This is a genomic window from Falsiroseomonas algicola (genome assembly GCF_011040385.1).
GTDB classification, from domain to species: Bacteria; Pseudomonadota; Alphaproteobacteria; order Acetobacterales; family Acetobacteraceae; genus Falsiroseomonas; species Falsiroseomonas algicola.
Window position 1 is genome coordinate 178308 of the sequence record NZ_JAAIKB010000006.1, and the last position, 18295, is coordinate 196602.

Annotated in this window: 21 protein-coding genes; 9 read left to right on the top strand and 12 right to left on the bottom strand. The window is 72.1% G+C overall.

Translation table 11 applies throughout. From position 1 onward, the window contains the following. The first annotated feature begins 2 nt into the window (after window positions 1–2). Genes G3576_RS16420 through G3576_RS16450 form a run of 7 tightly spaced genes read left to right on the top strand, consistent with a single transcriptional unit; the run spans window position 3 to window position 3662 of the window. Window positions 3–314: a YggT family protein gene (locus G3576_RS16420; protein WP_164695509.1), complete on the top strand. Its 312-nt coding sequence runs from the start codon at window positions 3–5 to the stop codon at window positions 312–314. A 7-nt stretch (window positions 315–321) separates the two neighbouring features. Further along, entirely contained in the window at window positions 322–621 is a 300-nt protein-coding gene (locus G3576_RS16425) for a DUF167 domain-containing protein (RefSeq protein ID WP_164695510.1), read from the top strand. Beyond that, on the top strand, window positions 618–1460 hold the full coding sequence (folD, locus tag G3576_RS16430; RefSeq protein WP_164695511.1) for a bifunctional methylenetetrahydrofolate dehydrogenase/methenyltetrahydrofolate cyclohydrolase FolD: 843 nt from the start codon (window positions 618–620) through the stop codon (window positions 1458–1460). The genes G3576_RS16425 and folD overlap by 4 nt, the downstream gene beginning before the upstream one ends. A 3-nt stretch (window positions 1461–1463) precedes the next feature. Then, complete coding sequence (locus G3576_RS16435) at window positions 1464–2339, top strand: DMT family transporter (protein WP_164695512.1); 876 nt, start codon at window positions 1464–1466, stop codon at window positions 2337–2339. Window positions 2340–2358: 19 nt separating this feature from the next. Then, a complete protein-coding gene (locus G3576_RS16440) occupies window positions 2359–2916 on the top strand; it encodes an NUDIX hydrolase (RefSeq protein ID WP_328729231.1) in 558 nt (185 codons plus the stop codon). A 54-nt stretch (window positions 2917–2970) separates the two neighbouring features. Beyond that, on the top strand, window positions 2971–3219 hold the full coding sequence (locus tag G3576_RS16445) for a type II toxin-antitoxin system Phd/YefM family antitoxin (RefSeq protein ID WP_164695514.1): 249 nt from the start codon (window positions 2971–2973) through the stop codon (window positions 3217–3219). Beyond that, a complete protein-coding gene (locus tag G3576_RS16450; protein WP_207622861.1) occupies window positions 3216–3662 on the top strand; it encodes a type II toxin-antitoxin system VapC family toxin in 447 nt (148 codons plus the stop codon). Before G3576_RS16445 ends, G3576_RS16450 begins: the two co-directional genes overlap by 4 nt. Here G3576_RS16450 and G3576_RS16455 read toward each other — a convergent pair. Continuing rightward, window positions 3646–4239 carry a HAMP domain-containing histidine kinase gene (locus tag G3576_RS16455; RefSeq protein WP_164695515.1) on the bottom strand — a complete coding sequence of 198 codons (594 nt, stop codon included), beginning with the start codon at window positions 4237–4239 and terminating at the stop codon, window positions 3646–3648. The genes G3576_RS16450 and G3576_RS16455 overlap by 17 nt on opposite strands. A gap of 14 nt (window positions 4240–4253) precedes the next feature. Continuing rightward, window positions 4254–6011 carry a transglycosylase domain-containing protein gene (locus tag G3576_RS16460; protein ID WP_328729233.1) on the bottom strand — a complete coding sequence of 586 codons (1758 nt, stop codon included), beginning with the start codon at window positions 6009–6011 and terminating at the stop codon, window positions 4254–4256. A 259-nt stretch (window positions 6012–6270) separates the two neighbouring features. On the opposite strand from G3576_RS16460, the gene G3576_RS16465 reads away from it, so the two are divergent. Then, on the top strand, window positions 6271–7254 hold the full coding sequence (locus G3576_RS16465; RefSeq protein WP_164695517.1) for a Bug family tripartite tricarboxylate transporter substrate binding protein: 984 nt from the start codon (window positions 6271–6273) through the stop codon (window positions 7252–7254). Window positions 7255–7373: 119 nt separating this feature from the next. Here the strand turns inward: G3576_RS16465 and G3576_RS16470 are convergent, their stop codons facing one another. The 3 genes from G3576_RS16470 to G3576_RS16480 form a co-directional block, all read right to left on the bottom strand. Further along, window positions 7374–7937, bottom strand: a complete 564-nt coding sequence (locus tag G3576_RS16470; RefSeq protein ID WP_164695518.1) for a manganese efflux pump MntP — start codon at window positions 7935–7937, stop codon at window positions 7374–7376. Between the two features lie 69 nt (window positions 7938–8006). After that, the gene (locus tag G3576_RS16475; protein WP_164695519.1) at window positions 8007–9590 is read right to left on the bottom strand and encodes a GMC family oxidoreductase; all 1584 of its coding nucleotides are present in this window, start codon (window positions 9588–9590) and stop codon (window positions 8007–8009) included. 74 nt (window positions 9591–9664) lie between these two features. Continuing rightward, window positions 9665–10597: a LysR family transcriptional regulator gene (locus tag G3576_RS16480; RefSeq protein WP_164695520.1), complete on the bottom strand. Its 933-nt coding sequence runs from the start codon at window positions 10595–10597 to the stop codon at window positions 9665–9667. Between the two features lie 128 nt (window positions 10598–10725). Between G3576_RS16480 and G3576_RS16485 the strand changes: the two genes are divergently transcribed. Further along, window positions 10726–11163: a DoxX family protein gene (locus tag G3576_RS16485; RefSeq protein WP_164695521.1), complete on the top strand. Its 438-nt coding sequence runs from the start codon at window positions 10726–10728 to the stop codon at window positions 11161–11163. Between the two features lie 39 nt (window positions 11164–11202). On the opposite strand, the gene dut is transcribed toward G3576_RS16485, so the two are convergent. The 7 genes from dut to G3576_RS16520 form a co-directional block, all read right to left on the bottom strand. Continuing rightward, a complete protein-coding gene (gene dut, locus G3576_RS16490; protein ID WP_164695522.1) occupies window positions 11203–11664 on the bottom strand; it encodes a dUTP diphosphatase in 462 nt (153 codons plus the stop codon). Window positions 11665–11735: 71 nt separating this feature from the next. Next, a complete protein-coding gene (locus G3576_RS16495; RefSeq protein WP_164695523.1) occupies window positions 11736–13016 on the bottom strand; it encodes an MFS transporter in 1281 nt (426 codons plus the stop codon). Between the two features lie 61 nt (window positions 13017–13077). Continuing rightward, window positions 13078–14637, bottom strand: coding sequence for a D-aminopeptidase (locus G3576_RS16500; protein ID WP_164695524.1), 1560 nt, complete (start codon window positions 14635–14637; stop codon window positions 13078–13080). 7 nt (window positions 14638–14644) lie between these two features. Next, window positions 14645–15157, bottom strand: a complete 513-nt coding sequence (locus G3576_RS16505) for a flavin reductase family protein (RefSeq protein ID WP_164695525.1) — start codon at window positions 15155–15157, stop codon at window positions 14645–14647. 741 nt (window positions 15158–15898) lie between these two features. Then, window positions 15899–17074, bottom strand: a complete 1176-nt coding sequence (gene coaBC, locus G3576_RS16510) for a bifunctional phosphopantothenoylcysteine decarboxylase/phosphopantothenate--cysteine ligase CoaBC (RefSeq protein WP_164695526.1) — start codon at window positions 17072–17074, stop codon at window positions 15899–15901. Then, a complete protein-coding gene (locus G3576_RS16515; protein ID WP_164695527.1) occupies window positions 17074–17508 on the bottom strand; it encodes a PaaI family thioesterase in 435 nt (144 codons plus the stop codon). Before G3576_RS16515 ends, coaBC begins: the two co-directional genes overlap by 1 nt. After that, entirely contained in the window at window positions 17496–18233 is a 738-nt protein-coding gene (locus G3576_RS16520) for a class I SAM-dependent methyltransferase (RefSeq protein ID WP_164695528.1), read from the bottom strand. The genes G3576_RS16515 and G3576_RS16520 overlap by 13 nt, the downstream gene beginning before the upstream one ends. Window positions 18234–18295 lie beyond the last annotated feature (62 nt).

Sequence of the window (18295 nt, forward strand, 5' to 3'; positions counted from 1 at the left end):
CGATGCTGCTCGATGCCGTGTTCTTCCTCCTCAGGGCGGCGCTCGACCTGTTCTGGTGGGCCGTCATCCTGGCGGCCATCGTGCAGACCCTGCTGGCCTTCAACGTGCTCGACGGGCGGAACCGCATCGTCTGGACGATCGCGGATTTCCTCTATCGCGTGACGGAGCCGGCGTTGCGGCCCGTGCGGGGACGCCTGCCCAATCTCGGCGGCATCGATCTCTCGCCGCTTGTGGTCCTGCTGCTGATCACCGCGGCGCAGATCGCGCTCGGCGCCATCCAGGGCTACCTGCTGCGCGGCGGCCTCTACTTCTGACACCGCCATGCCGCCCTGGCGCCTGCGCCCCGATGGCGTGGACCTGGCGGTGAAGGCGCAGCCGCGGGCCAGGCGGCCCGCGGTGGGCGGAGTGTCGCCGGATGGTGCCGCCATCCGCGTGGCGGTGGCCGAGGTGGCGGAGGATGGGCGCGCCAACCGAGCCATCGGCCAGGCCCTGGCCCGGGCGCTCGGCATCGCCCCCTCGGCGGTGGACTTGCTGCAAGGGGGCGGGTCGCGCCAGAAGGTGTTCCGCATCGCCGGCGATCCGGCGGACCTGATCCCGAAACTGGAAAAGCTCATCGCATGACGGCCCGGATCATCGACGGCAAGGCGGTCGCCGCCGATCTTCGCCAGCGCATCGCGGCGCGCGTCGCGACGCTGGGCTACCGCCCCGGGCTGCGCGTGGTGCGGGTGGGCGATGACCCGGCCTCCGGCGTCTATGTCCGCAATAAGGACAAGGCGGCGAAGGAGGTGGGCTTCGACAGCGCCACCATCGCCCTGCCCGCCACGACGACGGAGGCCGAGCTGCTGGGCGTGGTGGCGCAGCTCAATGCCGACCCGGCGGTCGATGGCATCCTGGTGCAGCTGCCCCTGCCGCCGCAGATCCGGGCGGATATCGTGATCTCCGCCGTGGCGCCGGAGAAGGATGCGGACGGCTTCCATCCCTTGAATGCCGGGCGGCTGGCGTCCGGGCAGCCGGGCCTCGTGCCCTGCACGCCGAAGGGCGTGATGCACCTTCTGGCGGCGTCGGGCGCCGTGCTGCCGGGGGCACGCGCCGTGGTGCTCGGGCGGTCCAACATCGTCGGCCGGCCCATGGCGCAGCTGCTGCTGGCGGCCGACTGCACCGTGACCATCGTCCATTCCCGCACCCGCGACCTGCCCGCGGAATGCCGCCGGGCGGAGATCCTGGTGGTGGCGGTCGGCAGGCCGGAAATGGTGCGCGGCGACTGGATCGCGGAGGGTGCGACCGTCATCGATGTCGGCATCAACCGGCTGGCGGATGGGAAGCTGGTCGGTGACGTCGCCTATGCGGAAGCGGCCGCGCGGGCGGAGGCGATCACGCCGGTGCCGGGCGGCGTCGGCCCCATGACCATCGCCTGCCTGCTCGAGAACACGCTGGACGCGGCGATCGCGCGAAGGAAATAGCCCGTGGGACGGGGCGGCTGGCTGATCGGCGGCAGCTTCGTCGCAATCTGGGCCTCGGCCTTCACGGTCGCGGGCGTGGTGGTGCGGGAATGGCCGCCGCTCTGGGCGCTCGGCATTCGCTTCGGGCTGACGGCGCCGATCCTGCTGGCCATCGCGGTCGTGTTGCGCGGGCGAGTGCCCTCGGGCGGCGATGCGCTGCGCGTGGCCGCCCTCGGCGTCTTCGGCATGGGCGGCTACCTCGCCTGCGCCTGGCTGGCCATGGCGCGGATCCCCACCGGGCTGGTGGCGCTGATCTGCGCCACGACGCCGCTGCTGGTCGCGGCCGGGGAGAGCCTGCTGCTGCGCCGCCCCCTGCCCCGCCTGGCCTGGCTGGGCCTGGCGCTGGGCTGGTCCGGCGTGGCGCTGCTGGGCCTGCTGCGGGCGCTGGACGGGCTGCCCGGGGCGGAGGCCGCGGGCTTCGGCTTCGCCATTGCCGCCGCCGCGGGGCAGGCGGTGGGCTTGCTGATCTACGCCCCTGCCAAGGGGCGCGTCGACATGTGGGCCGCGAGCCTCGGGCAGACGACCGTCTCCGCCCTGCTCTGCCTGGCGCTGGCGATCCTGCTGGAAGGCGGGCCGCCGGGGTTGCCGGGAGCCGCGACGCTGGCGGCGCTGCTCTGGTCCATGCTGGTCGTCGGCATCGGGGCCTATGCGCTCTATTTCATCATGCTGAAGCGGGTGCCGACCTCCACCGCCTCCGCCCTGCAATTGCTGGCGCCCCCCGTGGCCGCGGTGTTCGGCTGGGCCCTGCTCGGCGAACGGCTCTTCGTCAGCGACATCGTCGGCGGCGTGCTGACGCTGTCCGGGCTGGCCCTGCTGTTGCATGCGCGATCGCGTGCCTGATCCCGGAGAACGCCCGCCCGTGACCGACCAGACCCCCGACATCGTCGCGACCGCCACGCGCGTCACCTACGAGAATCGCTGGATGCGGGTGCGGGAGGATGCAATCCGCCGGCGAGATGGCTCGCCGGGGATCTACGGCGTGGTGGAGAAAGACGACTTCACCCTGGTGGTGCCGATCCATGACGACGGGTCGGTCGAACTGGTCCAGCAATACCGCTACCCCGTGGGCGAAAGGCTCTGGGAGTTCCCGATGGGCATGTGGGGCCCGCGCGGCACGGACCCGCTGGTGGTGGCGGCGCATGAATTGCGGGAGGAAACCGGGCTCGTGGCGACCCATCTCCGGCACGTCGGCACGATGTTCGAGGCGCCAGGCACGATGAACCAGGGCGCGCATATCGTCCTCGCCACCGGCCTGACCCGGGGCGAGGCGGCGCTGGAGACGGAGGAGCAGGACCTCATCAGCCGCCGCATCCCCCGCCCCGAATTCGATCGCATGATCCGTGATGGCGAGATCAGGGACGCCATCACCATGGCCGCCTGGGGGCTGCTGCTGGTGAAGGGGTTGGTCAAGCCTTGACCAAGCGCCCCCGCGCGGGTTAGTCAAGCCTTGGTCAACCCGACGGAGCCCGCCATGCGGACCGTGAACGTCTATGAGGCGAAGACCCACCTCTCCCAGATCCTGGCGGAGGTGGAGGCGGGGCAGGACGTGATCGTCGCCCGCAACGGCGTGCCGGTGGCGCGCATCACGGCGGTGGCGCCGAAGGTGCTGCGGGAGCCTGGCGACCTGCGGAAACTGCCGGGCTGGGAGAACTTCGTCTACGACCCCGCCATCTTCGCTCCCCTGACGGATGAGCAGATGAAGGAAGAGGGCTGGGATTGAGCCCTAGCCGCAAAGGCTTCGCGGAAGCCGCCGCGGGCTGGCCGGCCTATCCGCCGGGCGCCTGCCTTGCCGATGCCTGCGCCCTGATCGTGTTTCACGCACTTGGTGGCGCCGGCATGTCCGCGGCCGGCCACGCCGGCATGCAAGGCGGGGAGGTCTACGTCATCGCGGAGACGGTCTGGGAGATCACGCGCAAGGCTGCAGATGGCAAACTGCCGCCCTTCGCGCCCTTCGACGACCTTGGCTTTCCGACCTTCCTGCGCGAACGCGGCTACAAGCCCCTCGCCGTGGACTGGGACATCGCCGCCCGCGCCGCCACCCTGCCGCCGCATCACCGGGACCCGATGGACCGCATGCTGATCGCGACTTCCATCGCAACCGGCCTGCCCATCATCACCAATGACGCGGCCTTCGCCGCCTATGGCGTCAGGCTGGTCTGGTAGGCCAGGTCAGCACCGGCCCCGTTTCCAGCGTGCCGCCGGTGGCCGCTTCCGCCAGCAGCGCCATGGCGCGGTCGGAGACCGCGCCCCCCTCCGGCAGGGTCACCACGACCGCCACGGCGCCATCCCGCTTCTCCAGCGCCAGCCCGATCCGCGCGCCCGGCGGCAGTTCCGGCACCGCATCCTGCACCATGGCGAGCAGCGCCAGGTCCAGCCGCGCGCGATCCAGCGCCACCTCCGGCACGCCCTCCGGCAGCGTCAGGTCCACCCCGTGCCGCGCGCCCGCCGCCACGGTCAGCAGCGGCAGCACCTGGCGCAGCGCCTGCGCGAGCGAGGCCCGTGTCGGCTCCTCCACAGGCCGCCGTGCGGCATCGAGGAAGCCGCGCATCGTCGCATCCAGCCGCTTCTGGGCCTCGACACAGCGGTCGAGCTGCCGGCGCGGCGCCCCATCGGCCACGCTGCGGCCGAGCAGTTCCAGGTTCGAGGCCAGCACCATCATGGCGTTGTTGATGTCGTGCTGCACCGCCGGCGCGATTCGGCGCAGGCGGTCATGGCGCTGGGTCGTCAGGTCATCAGCCAACGCGGGAACCTCCTTCAACCACCGGCCGCCGTTTGCGGCGGCTCGGACTGGGCGAGCCCTTCCAGGATCTCGCGGAACAACCGGGCCGGCAGCGTGCCGCCCGCCACATCAACCATCGGGGAGCCATCATCGTTGCCGAGCCAGATGCCGATGACGAGTCCCGACCCGGAAACGGGCGCGATTCCGATGAACCAGGCGTCCCGGAAATCCTGCGTCGTGCCCGTCTTGCCCGCAACCGCACGCGCGCCCGGCGGCTGGGCGGCGCGGCCCGTGCCGCGCGCCACCACCGCGTCCAGCATCCGCCGCATGGCCTGGGCGGCCTCCGGCGTGGTCACGCGGCGCGCGGCCGGGGGCGCCACCGGCACGGCGCGGCCATCAGCGCGGGCGGATGCGAGCCCCCTCGGGTCCGGCAGCAGCCCGCCATTGGCGAAGGGGGCATAGGCCGCCGTCAGGTCCAGCAGCGTCACCTCCCCGGTGCCGAGCGCCAGCGTCGCATCGCGCTGGAACGGCCCCGGCAGGCCGAAGCGCCGCGCCGTCTCGATCGCCGCGCGGGCGCCGCCGCCGCGCTGCAGGACCCGCACGGCGGCGGTGTTGACCGAATGGGCCAGCGCCTCCTCCAGCGTGATCTCGCCCCGGGCGCGCCAGGTGCCGTTGCCGGGGGACCAGCCGCCGAGCGTCAGCGGTCCATCGGCCACCGGGTCCTGGGGCGAGCCGCCGGCTTCCAGCGCGGCCAGGAAGACGAAGGGCTTGAAGGCCGATCCGGGCTGGCGCCGGGCCTGGGTGGCCCGGTTGAACTGGGTGCTGCGATAGTCCCGGCCGCCCGCCATGGCGCGGATGTTGCCGGTCCCGGCCTCCATCGCCACCACCGCCCCCTGCCCGACGCGGGCGCGCTGCCCGGGGCCCGCCAGCAGCGCTTCCAGCCGCGCCTCCACTACCGCCTGCATCCTCAGGTCGAGCGTGGTGCGCAGCACGAGGTCGGCATTGCCGGGGAAGCGGCTGCCGAGGTCGTCCATCACCCAGTCGGCGAACCAGCCGGAATCGCGGGATGGCCGCGGCGGGATGCGGATCGCCTCCGCCGCCTGGGTCGCCTGGCGGGCGGTGATGACGCCCGTATCGGCCATGGCCTCCAGCACCTCCGCCGCCCGCCCGGCCGCGGCTTCGGGCGCGGTGCGCGGGTTGAGGCGGGAGGGCGCCTTGGGCAGCCCCGCCAGGATGGCAGATTGCCACAGGTTCAGCCGCGTCGCCGGGACGCCGAAATAGAGCCGCGCCGCCGCATCCACCCCATAGGCCCCGGCGCCGAGATAGACGCGGTTCAGGTAGATCTCGAGCAGCTCGTCCTTGGTGAACTTCCATTCCAGCCACAGCGCCATGACGGCTTCCTGCGCCTTGCGGCGGAAGCTGCGCTCCGGCGTCAGGAACAGGTTTTTTGCCAATTGCTGCGTCAGGGTGGAGCCACCCTGGGCGACCCGGCCGGTGGTGACGTTCACATAGGCCGCCCGCGCGATGCCGATGGGGTCGATGCCGAGATGGTCGCGGAAGCGCCGGTCCTCGATGGCGATGACCGCGGCGGGCAGGTGCGCCGGCAGGTCCCGCAGCCTGACGATATCGCCCACCACGTCGCCGGAGGTCGCGATGATGCGCCCATCGGCCGCTTCCAGCGTCACGCCCGCGCGGCGGGTCGTGCTGAGTGCGAGGTCGGTGCGCGGCAGGTCCCAGGTGAGGAAGAGCAGCAGGCCGGCCAGGGCCACGCCGCCCCAGATGGTCAGCAGCACCAGCCAGCGCAGCCATCGCCAGCCCCGTCGGGGGCGCTTTACCGGGCTGGGCGGGGCAGCCCGCCGGGCACTGGCCCGGGGCGTGGCAGGCGGTTCCGGCTTGCGGGCGATTCGGGCCATCCGCCCGCCCTGTAGCACGCCGCCGGGGCACGCCCCAGCACGCGACCGGCTTCTTGCCTTCCGATGACGGAACGTCCATGTGCCGGAGACAGGCGGCCCACAGAAGGACGCCCGGCTTCACCGAACAGGGAATCCCATCATGACCGAAGTCTCGCGGCGCGCGGCGCTGCGCCTTGCCATGGCCGGGGGCCTTGGCGCCCTCGCCACCCCCGCCCTCGCCCAGGACTGGGCACCGCCCGGCCCGGTAAGGCTGATCAACCCCTTCGCCCCCGGCGGCAGCCCGGACATCCTGGCCCGCGTCATGGCGCCGCACATGCAGGGCTTCCTCGGCCAGCCCATGGTGGTGGAAAACCGCCCGGGCGCCGGTGCCGCCATCGGCACCCGCAGCGTGGCGCGCGCGGCCGCGGATGGCACGACGGTGCTGCTGGCGCCGATCTCCTCTGTCATCGCGCCCTTCATGATGCGCGACCCCGGCTATGAGCTGGGCGAGTTCAAGGCGCTCACCTGGCTGGCGACGACCCCCTTCATCCTGGTGGTGCGTGCCGGGCGCTGGGCGGATGTGCGGGAGTTCGACCGCCACCTCAAGGCCAATCCCGGCCGCCTGTCCGGTGCCACCGGCGGGTCCGGCACGCCGCACCAGCTGGCGGCGGAGCTCTATCGCGGCGCCAGCGGCGGCGACTTCACCCTGGTCAGCTATCGCGGCACGGCGCCGGCGCTGACCGACCTTCGCGCGGGCACGGTGGATTTCATGTTCGCCGACATGCCGGCAGCCCTCGGCCAGATCCGCCAGGGCGGGCTGCAGGCGCTGGCCGTCTGCACGCCGTCCCGCGTCCCTGCCCTGCCCGACGTGCCGACCATGGCGGAGACGGTCGCCCCGGGCTTCGAGGCGAATAGCTGGGTCATGTGGTGGGTGCCCGCCGCCACGCCGGATCCGGTGGCGCGCCGCCTGACCGCCGCCGCGCTGCACGGCCTGGCGCAGCCCGATGTCCGCGCCCGCGCGGCGGAGGTGGGCTTCCTGCTGCACGGCACGGACATGGCCGGCGCGGAGGCGCATAAGCGCGCCGAGACGGAGAAATGGGGCAGCCTGATCCGCGCCCGCGGCCTGCGCTTCGAGGAAGGCTGACCACCGGCGGCGTCGCGCTAGAGCAATATGCGTTCAAATGGAATCATCTGAACGCATTTCTTGCTCTAGATTTAAATACTTCTAGAGCACGAGCTGCGTTCAACTGAACGCAGCGTGCTCTAGGCCAGGATCGTGTGTTCCAGCAGGATCTTGGTGCCCAGCAGCACCAGCGCCACGCCGCCCAGCGCCTCCGCGGCCCGGCCGAAGCGGCCGCCGAGCCAGCGACCGACCAGCATCCCGATCGTCGCCATCACCGCCGTCGCCAGCCCGATCGCCGCGGCGGCGATGGTGATGTCGACATCCAGGAAGGCGAGCGTCACGCCGACCGCCATGGCATCCAGGCTGGTGCCGATGGCGGTCGCCAGCAGCAGCGCCGTGCCGTGGCGGCGCGGCCGCTCCGCTGGCGGTTCGGCCTGGGTGGCGCCCCACAGCATCCGCCCGCCGACCAGGCCCAGGATGAGGAAGGCGAGCCAATGGTCCACCGCCGCCACATGCGCACTGGCCGCCATGCCGAGCGCCCAGCCGATCACCGGCGTCACCGCCTCCACCGCGCCGAAGACGAGCCCGGTGCGCAGCGCCTCCGTGAATCGCGGCCGTTCCAGCGCGGCGCCCTTGCCGATGGCCGCGGCGAAGGCATCGACGGACATGCCCATGGCCAGGGCGAGGGTGGTCATCGGCGACATGGTCGGGCACTCCCCCTCGCGGTGAGGCGCCCCACTAGCGACACATGAACAGCTATTCAAGTGTCGATATCAGCTTGACAGAATCATCCCCGCCGCCTTGTGCGCCACCGCCAGCACCGTCGCGTTGATGTTGCAGACCGGGATGTCCGGGAAGACCGAGGCATCCACCACCCGCAGCCCCGCCACGCCGCGAAGCCTGAGCGCGGGGTCGAGCGGCGCGCCCGTCCCCTCCCCGCCCATGCGCACGGTGCAGGAGGGGTGGTAGACGGTGCCGCCCGTCTCGGCCGCGAAAGCGGCCAGTTCCTCGTCGGATTGCAGGGCGGCGCCGGGGCGGAGTTCCCCGGCCACGATGCCCCGCAGCGGCTCCGCCGCCATCCAGCGCCGCGCCAGCCGGATGCCCCGCACCACCGCCGCCCGGTCCTCCGGCGCCGTCAGGAAGCGGGGCGCGATGACGGGCGCGCGGGCGGGGTCGGGGGAGGCCAAGGTGACCTGGCCGCGCGACAGCGGCCGGCATTGCCAGGCGCCGAGCGTCAGCCCGGGCTCCGGGTCCGGCACGCCGATCCGGCCATCTTCCCAGGAGACGGGGCCGCCATTGAGCTGGATGTCCGGCGCCTCCAGCCCCGGCAGCGTTTTCGCGAAGACGCCGACCATGCCGGGCGACCAGGTCAGCACGCCATCGCCCCGCAGCGCCCAGCGCGCCAGTTCCAGCGCGAGGCGCGGCCAGGCGATGCGGCGGTTCGCGGACCAGCGATGGTCGGTCAGCCGCCAGGTCATGCGGGCGATGTAGTGGTCCTGGAGGTTCCGGCCGATGCCCGGGATGTCCCGCGCCACCTCGATCCCGTGGTCCCGCAGATGCTCCGCGGGGCCGAGGCCAGAGAGCATGAGCAGATGCGGCGATCCGATCGCGCCGGCGCTCAGGATCACCTCCCGCCGCGCGGAGAGGATGGTCTCGACGCCGCCGCGCCGGATCGCGACGCCGGTGGCGCGGCCTTCCAAGAGCACAATGCGGAGCGCCAAGGCGTTGTCGAACAGCGCCACGCCGCGCGCCAGCGCCGGCCGCAGGAAGGCACTGGCCGCGGAATGCCGCCTGCGCCCCTGGCGGGTCTGCTGAAATGTGGAAAATCCCTCGCGCACAGGGCCGTTCATGTCGCGCGGCGTCGGCAGGCCGATGGCGGCCGCGGCGTCGCGCAGCTTCTCGACCAGCGGCGGCACTTCCGCGAGATGCTCGACGGCAAGCGCCCCGTCACGGCCGCGATGGGCGCCCTGCTCCTCCGCCCGCTCATAGGCGGCGAAATGGGGCGCGAGGTCGGCCCAGGACCAGCCCGCGCAGCCCTTCTGCGCCCAGAGGTCATAATCCGAGGGATCGCCCCAGACATGGCCGAGCCCGTTGATCGCGGACGACCCGCCCAGCACCCGGCCGCGCGGATAATCCAGGGCCCGGTTGCCCGTGGCGGCGTCCGGCGCGGTGGCGAAGCCCCAGGTCAGGGTGGGATGCGCCAGGATGCGCGCATAGCCCGCCGGGATGTGCAGCCAGGGATGCCGGTCCCGGCCACCGGCCTCGATCACCGCGACCGAAGCGCCCCTTGCCGAAAGGCGGTCCGCCAGCAGGCAGCCCGCGCTGCCCGCGCCCACGATGACGTAGTCGAAGATCATGGCTGCCCCACCGATTCAGGCCTCCGGGTGCTCGGCGGCGGACGCCGCCTGCGCCCTCCGGCCATCGGTGGGATTCACGCCCCCACGCCCGGCACCGGCCCCACCTCCCGCGCCACGCTCAGCAGCAGGCGGCGCAGCCAGGCATGGCCGGGATCGGCCTCGAAGCGGCGGTGGAAGACGAGGCTGAGGCGCGTGTGGTTCAGCTCCACCGGGCAGGGCCGCAGCACCAGCCCATGCGTCTCCGCCAGGCGCTGCGCCAGGCGCCCCGACAACGACATCACCATGTCCGTGCGCATCAGGATGTCCGGCACCGCGCCGAGATGCGCGACCACGGCGCCGAGCCGGCGCGGATGCCCGGCCTCCGTCAGCGGCCCGTCCAGCGCGCCGTCGCGCGACCCGTTGGCGGAATGCAGGAGGTGCGGGAAGGCGGTGAAGCGCTCCAGCGTCATCGGCCCCTCCGCCAGCGGATGGCCGGGCCGCACCAGCGTCAGGAAGCCCTCCGGCAGCAGCCGCACGCGGGTGTAGAGGGCGGGCGGTTCCGGCAGCACGGCGATCGCCATCTCCGCCGTGCCGGCCTCCAGGATCTCCATCGCATTGGTGCGGTCGGCATGCCGCACGGCGACCAGCGCGCGCGGCGCGTCCTTCGCCATGATCTCCAGCAGCGGTGGCACCAGCACGCTCTCCGCATATTCGCTCAGCGCCAGCGTGAAGACGCGGTCGGTGGTCGCGGGGTCGAAGGGCGCGTGATCGGCCAGCGTGGTGCGCAGCGTGTCCAGCACCTGGGCAACGGGGCCTTCCAGCGAAAGGGCCAGCGCGGTCGGCTCCACCCCGCCGGGACGGCGCAGGAACAGCTCGTCCTTCAGCGCCGTGCGCAACCGCGACAGCGCGTTCGACACCGCGGGCTGGGAGAGGTTCAGCTTCTCCGCCGCGCGGGTCACATGCCTCTCCCGCGCCACCGCATCGAAGACACGCAGCAGGTTCAGGTCGAGGTTCTGCAGATCGGCCAAGTCGCCACCCCATCATTCGTCGCGGTGATGATGGGTGTTCCGTACCGCTGTTGGAAGGGCGGGCCGTTGCGGGACCATACAGGGCGCCAAGAGGGGTGCCTGACGCGCCCCGCACGGAGACCACCACGATGTTCACCGACACCCGCACCACCACCCCCTATGCCGCCGCGCTGCTGCGCGTGACGCTGGGCGTGGCGTTCCTGGCCCATGGCCTGCTGCTGAAGATCATGACCTTCGGCCTGGCGGGCACGATGGGCTATTTCGGCTCCATCGGCTATCCGCCGATCCTCGGCGCCGTCGTCGCCATCGCGGAGACCGCGGCGGGCATCGCGCTGATCGCCGGCGTCTGGACCCGCCTCGTCAGCATCGCCGCGCTGCCGATCATGATCGGCGCCACGATCCAGCACGCCGGCCAGGGCTGGGTGTTCAGCGCCCCGGGCGGTGGCTGGGAATTCCCGGCCATGTGGACGGTGCTGCTGCTGGTCCAGGCGGGGCTCGGCGCTGGCGCCTTCGCCCTCGACGTGAACCGCCTGCTCGGCCGCGGTGCGGTCGAAGCCCGGGCCTGAACGACACCCCCGGGGGGCGACCCCCGGGGGCTCCTGCGTCTAGCCGCCCGTGGATCCGAAGCCGCCCGCGCCGCGCGCGGAGACGGTCGTGAACTCCTCCACCACCCGGAAGGCCGGCCGCAGCACCGGCACGAAGACCATCTGCGCGAAACGCTCGCCGGGTTCCAGCACGATCGGCTCGCTGCCCGGCCCGTTGCGGTTCCAGCAGCTGACCATGATGGGGCCCATGTAGTCGGGGTCGATCAAGCCCACGAGGTTGCCCAGCACCAGGCCGCGCTTGTGCCCCATGCCCGATCGCGGCAGCACCAGCGCCGCCATCCCCGAATCCGCCATGTGCACCGCGATGCCGGAGGAGACGAGCACGGGCGCGGCCCCTGGCATGATCGTCAAGGGCGCGTCGAGGCAGGCCATCAGATCCACCGCCGCCGCCATCTCGCTCTGGTAGCGCGGCAGGCCCCATTCGGCGAGCCGCGCATCCAGCACCTTCAGTTCCACATCCATCCGTCAGCCGTCCCGGTTCAAGACGGGCGGAGTTGAGCAGCAAGGCGCCGCCAAGACCAGGGCGCGCGCGGTCACGCCGCCTCCGCCTCCGCATCCACCTCGGGATGCAGCGCGGTGCCGACGGGCACGGCCGGGGCGATGGCGAAGCTGCCCTTCTCCTCCGGCGGCGGCGCCGGGCGTTGGCGCATGCGCCACAGACCCCAGCCCAGCACCAGCGCCTGCGCGGCCGCCATCGCCACCGCCAGCCCCATGGCGCCGGCTGCCGACATGGCGGCGCCCGACAAGATGGGCCCGAGCGTCGCGCCCAACCCCTGCAGCACCAGCAGCCCGCCGGCAGCGGAGACATAGTCGCCGGGCTGCACCGTATCGTTCACATGCGCGGCGACGATGCCGTAGGTCGGCATGACGCTGGCGCCGAAGATCGCGGCGCAGGCGCAGATCACGATCAGCCCCGCATCCGCCGGAATCATGTTCACCAGCAGCGGCAGCACGATGGCCGCGACGCCGGCCATGGAGACGGCGACGATGCGCCGGTCCATGCGGTCCGACAGCCGCCCCATCGGCCAGGACATCAGGAAGCCGCCCAGCGTGGCGCTGGCCATGACGAAGGCGATGCCGCTGCCCTCCATTCCGCCATTCGCCAGCAGCAGCGGCGCCAGCGCGAAGAAGCTCGCCGTGGTGAAGCCGCAGAGCGCCGCGGCCACCACGCCGAAGGGCGACCCGCGATAGAGGCCGATCAGGTCGATCCGCGCCTCCCCCACCGCATGCGCCGGCGCGCTGGCGCCGGAGACGGCGACGGGCACGAGGGCAAGCGAGATCAGCACGGCCACGATGCAGAAGGCGGCGAAGCCCGCCGTATCCACCGTCGTCAGCAGCATCTGCCCGCCAATGCCCGCGACCAGCCCCGCCATGCCGTAGAGGCCCAGCACGCGGCCGCGATTCTCCGCCGTGGCGGCGGCGTTCAGCCAGCTCTCCACCGTCATGAAGAGGCCGGCGAAGCAGAAGCCGGTCAGCGCGCGCGTCGCGATCCACGCAATCGGATGCATCACGAGCAGGTGCAGCAGCGCGGCGGTGGAGGCGATGGCGGCGAGTGCGGCGAAGGTACGCGTATGGCCGACGCGGCGGATCAACGCGCCCGCGCGCAGCGACCCCGCGACGACACCGGCCCAGAAGGCGGCACCGACGAAGCCCACGATGGCCGCATCGAAGCCTTCGAGATTGCCGCGCACGCCGAGCAGCGTGCCCTGCAGCGTGTTGCCCATCTGCATGCTGGCATAGCCCAGCAGCAGCGCGGCAAGGGTGGACATGACGGCGCCGAAGCTCGGCGCGGTGGTGGGGGAGGAAACCGACATCAGTGAGTCCCGGAAGCCAACACACGCCCCGGTAACCGCCCTCAGCCGGATCGGTTCCCCCTCACCTCACGGCTTCGTAATCGAGCCCCCGCGCCAGCCAGCACCCGACCGTGACCCCCGCGACGCGCCCCGCGGCATCGCGGCGGAAGGCCAGCGTCCAGTCCCCCGGCGGCGTGTGGTCCAGCGCGCGCGGGCAGGGCAGCGCCCAGAGGTCGGGGCCGATCGGCTCCAGCTGCTCCATCCGCCCCTGGCCAAGGAAGCCGCCGAAGCCGCCCTGCATCGCGCCGCCGGCATCCACCACGCAAAGCGTCGCATCGAGTTCGGCGCAGCGATACTCACCCGCGATATCGGTCGCGGCCTCGCCGGGACGCGTAACCAGCAGCGACACCTGGTTCTCCTGCGGGCGCTCCATCCGCAGGCCCTGCGGCGTCATCATGAGGCGCGTGCGGCCGTTGTCGGCGCTGCCATCCTCCCGCAACTCCAGCCGCTCCGCGGAATGGCCGAAGCGCAGGCGCAGCAGGCCGGGGGCCGCTTCGTCGATGCGGGCGGAGAGCCCGGTCTCCGGGTCCTGGTAGGCACCCAGCCAGGCGGGCGCCGGGCGCGGGACGGGCGCAGGCCGCGCCTCCCCCAGCACGGCGGCCACGGCATCCAGCGCCGCGGCGGCCGCATCCGTCAGGTGGTTCAGCATCACGACGACGGAAAGCCGCTCCGCCGCGAGATGCAGCCGATGGCTGCGCCAGCCCCGCAGCGCACCGCCATGGCCCGTCGTCGCGCGCCCGAATTCCCGCCCGCGGCCGAGACCGAAGCCGTAGGGTGCAGGGGCACCGCCGTCGAAGGCGACGGGGGCGGAGAGGCGGTTGTAGAGGCCGTCCGGATCGTCGCGCGCCGCGTCGATGAAGCGCTCCCAGGCGATCATGTCATCCAGGCTCGCGCCGAGCCCGGCATCGCCGGTCCAGAGGATGTTGTTGCGCGCCGGCACGAAACCCGTCGCCACCGAGCCTTCATAGCCTTCCGTCCCGTCCGGCATGGCGCGCGTATCGGCGGCGAGGAAGGCGGTGTGCATGCCCGCGCGGTCGAAGACATGGGTGCGCAGCAATTCGGAAAAACCGCGGCCGGTGACATCCTCCAGCGCGTCGGAAATCAGCCGGAAATTCTGGTTGACGTAGGAGTAGCGCGTGCCGGGCGCGAAGTGCAGGGATTGCGTGGCGCCGATGACGCGCGTGGCCTCCGCATCCCCGAAGGGCGCCTCGGCCGGCGAGCCGTGCAGCATCGCGACGGCCCAGTAGTCCCGCAGCCCCGACTGGTTGTGCGCGAGGTGCCGCACCGACGGCATGGCACCCAGCAGACGCGGCAGCCGCGCACGGATGGCGGGTGCCAGCGCCTCCGGATCCGGCAGCGCGGCCAGCATCGCCGCGCAGGTGAACTGCTTGGTGATGGAGCAGATCCGGAACAGGCTGCGCGGCGTGAAGGGGATGCGCCGTTCGGCATGGGCGTAGCCCCAGGCATGGCGCGCCAGCACCTCGCCCTGCCGCAGCACGGCGATGGCGCCGCCCGGGCCGGGGTAGCGGCGCGGCAGCGCGGCCAGCAGCGCATCGAGGCGCGCGGCAAGGTCCTGTGCCATGCGGCGGTCAGACCGTGCGGTAGGCGCGGTTGAAGTAGAGCAGCGGCGCCGCCTCCGGCAGCGTCTCCACCGCCAGCACCTGGCAGAACAGCACGCTGTGGGTGCCGACCTCGGTGACCTGCGCGATGCGGCAGTCGAAATTCACCACCGCGCCGCGCAGCACCGGCGCGCCCGTCACCAGCCTTGCCCATTCCCCCAGCGCGAAGCGGTCCGCCAGCGTGCCGCTGCTGCTGCCGAAGGCGGTCGACAGCGCCTGCTGCCCCGCGGCCAGCGTGTTCACGCAGACCACGCCATTGGCGCGCACGACGGGTGTGGCGGAGCCGTTCCGCCGCACGCAGACCAGCAGCGTCGCCGGATCATCCGTCACGCTGGTGACGGCGGAGGCGGTGAAGCCGCCCTGCCCGGCCGGCCCATCGGTGGTCACTAGGTTCACCGCCGCGGCCAGCAGCGCCATGCCGCCGCGGAATTGCTTCTGGTCCACGGGCGCCATCGCTTCGAGGGCAGTCGCGTCAGACGGCATGCGGGGCGGGCCCAGGGCGGGAAGCGGCGGGGATCATCCGGGGGAATCCTTGTTGCGCGTCGCAGATGGGGGCCAGGATACGCACTGACGAGCCCCGGTCCATGCTTCCCCGTGACGGCCGGGGCCGGGAACGGCGGCGCCGATGCGCGGCACGGATATCATCTACCAGCCCGACGGCCCGGTCGCGGTGGATGATGCCCCGTGATCGGGTGAAGTTGCGACGCGAGAGTTGGCGCATGATTGCCGGAGGGACGGAGCGATGCGAATCCATGTTGCGCTGTTACTCGCCTTGGCAGGCTGCGCCGCCCAGGAGCCTCAGGTCTCTGTCGCGCGGGAGGGGCGGACTGGCGACATGGAGCACCGGGTCGAATATCGCCGAAATCACCAGATTGTATTCACCGCAAGGCGAACGGGTCATGCGCCCGACGAGGCTGTCTTCCAGGATCAGTGCCGCACAGACGCTGCCGCTCTCGCAGCGCCAGAGGCGCGCCGTCTCGTCGTCAATCCTGGCATGGACACGGAGCGGATGACGCAATCAGTCCGGAAGAATTTCCTGACTGGCGCGCTCACCTGCACGGTGACAATTCCTATTCTCAATTACGCTATCCCATGACTTGGCGCGGCGGCATGGCGGTTCGCCATCACGCCGCCGCGGCCCTTCGGCCAGGTGCTGACGGGCTTGGCTGTCCGTGCTGACCCATCGCCAGGTTGTGGGGCCGGTCCGCCCAGCCCGTAAACGGTTCAGCCCAGCGCCTCCGCGACCCGCACGGCGAGGCGCTTCGCCACCTCCTCCTTCGGCATGCGCGGCCAATCCTCGACGCCGGCTTCGGTGACCAGGTGCACGGCATTCTCTGCGCCGCCCATCACGTCGCCGGAGACATCGTTCGCCACGATCCAGTCGCAGCCCTTGCGCAGCCGCTTGGCGGTGGCGTGCTCCACCACCTTCTCCGTCTCCGCCGCGAAGCCCACCACCAGCCGCGGTCGTTTCGTGGCGTGCTGCGCCACGGTCGCCAGGATGTCGGGGTTCAGCGCCAGGCGGATCTCGGGCGGCGGCGCGCCGGGTTCCTTCTTGATCTTCTGCGTCGGCGCCGCTTCGGGCCGGAAATCCGCGACGGCGGCGGCGAAGATCGCGGCATCGGCGGGCAGCGCCGCCTCCACCGCCGCCAGCATGTCCCGCGCGCTCTCGATGCGCCTGACCGTGACGCCGGTGGGATCGGGCTGGCTGACCGGGCCGCTCACCAGCGTGACGCGCGCGCCGAGGGCCGCCAGCGCGGCCGCGATGGCATGGCCCTGCTTGCCGCTGCTGCGGTTGGCGATGTAGCGGACAGGATCGATCGCTTCCTGCGTCGGCCCGCTGGTGACGATGACGTGCCGCCCCTTCAGCGGACCATCGCGCAGAATGGACTCGATGGTCGCCGCCAGCGCCGCGGGCTCCACGAGACGCCCGGGGCCGCTTTCCGGCTCCGCCATCGCGCCTTCCTCCGGCCCCGCCACGGCGACGCCGCGCGAGCGCAGCGCAGCCATGTTCGCCACCGTCGCCGGATGCGCCCACATGGCCGGGTTCATCGCCGGCGCCACCAGCACGGGCGCCCGCGTCGCCAGCAGCACCGTGCCGGCCAGGTCATCGGCCAGCCCGTTCGCCATCCGCGCGATCATGTTGGCCGAGGCCGGCGCGACGACGACGAGGTCCGGCCAGCGCGCGAGCCGGATATGGCCGATCTCCGCCTCCGCGGCCCAGAGGTCGTCATGCACCCGCGCGCCGGAGATGCCAGCCAGCGCCTCCTTCGTCACGAAGCGCGCGCCGCCGGCGGTGAGGATGGGAGAGACCTCATGCCCCGCCTTGCGCAGCAGCCGCGTCAGTTCCAGCGCCTTGTAGGCGGCGACGCTGCCGGAGACGATCAGGAGGATGCGGGACATCAGCGGGGCTCCGGGGCGGCCTGCATCATGGTAGCGGTCATGGTGGCCACCAGCACCTCCTTCGCCCCCGCGTCGCGGGCGAAGACGTCGGCGCGGCAGAAGCTGAGCGTGCGTCCGGGCTTCACCACCTCGCCCCGCGCCACCACGGCGATGCCGCTGGCGGGGCGCAGGAAGCTGGTCTTGAACTCCACGCTCAGCACCTCCGCTCCCTCCGGCATCAGGGACAGCGCGGCGAAGCCGCAGGCATTGTCGGCCAGCGTGGTCAGCACGCCGGCATGGAACAGGCCGTGATGCTGGGTCAGGTCGTCGCGGAAGGCGCATTCGATCGCGCAGCGCCCCGCGGACAGTTCCACCATCCGCGCGCCCAGATTGCGCATGAAGCCCTGCCGCGCGAAGGCGGCACGGACCCGCGCCTCCGCTTCTACAGCCGCCATCCCGTATGGATCGCGACGATCCCGCCGGAGAGGTTGCGGTAGGCCACCCGTTCCAGCCCCGCGCCGCGCATCATCTCGCAGAGCGTCTCCTGGTCCGGGAAGCGGCGGATGCTCTCCGCCAGGTACTCGTAGCTGTCACGGTCCTTGGCGACGCGCGCGCCGATCTCCGGCAGCACCTTGAAGGACCAGGTGTCGTAAATGGAGGCCAGCGGCGCGATCTCGACGCGCGAGAACTCGAGGCAATGGAAGCGCCCACCCGGCCGCAGCACGCGCCGCGCTTCCCGCAGCACCGCGTCCTTGTCGGTGCAGTTGCGCAGGCCGAAGGCGATGGAGATCTTCTCCACGCTGCGGTCCGGCAGCGGGATATGCTCGGCATCCACCACCGCGTAGTCCAGCCCATCCACGATGCCGCGGTCCAGCGCCCGCTTCTGCGCGACCTCCAGCATGGCGGGGTTCACATCGGTCAGGATCACGCGCTTGGCGCCGCCGGCCAGCGCGCCGAAGGCGATGTCGCCCGTGCCGCCCGCGAGGTCCAGCAGCGTCTCCCGCTTCGACGCGCCGATGGCGTTGACGAAGATGCGCTTCCAGATCCGGTGGATGCCGAGCGACATGAGGTCGTTCATGAGGTCGTAGCGCGGGGCCACGCTCTCGAACACCTGGCGGACCAGGCTGGCCTTTTGGTCGCGGGGAACCTCGCGGAACCCGAAATCGGTCGTGTCGGTCATCACCCCACCTTGCCACCCGCACCGCCCACCGGCAATCAACGCCCCCGGGCGCCCTGACACCA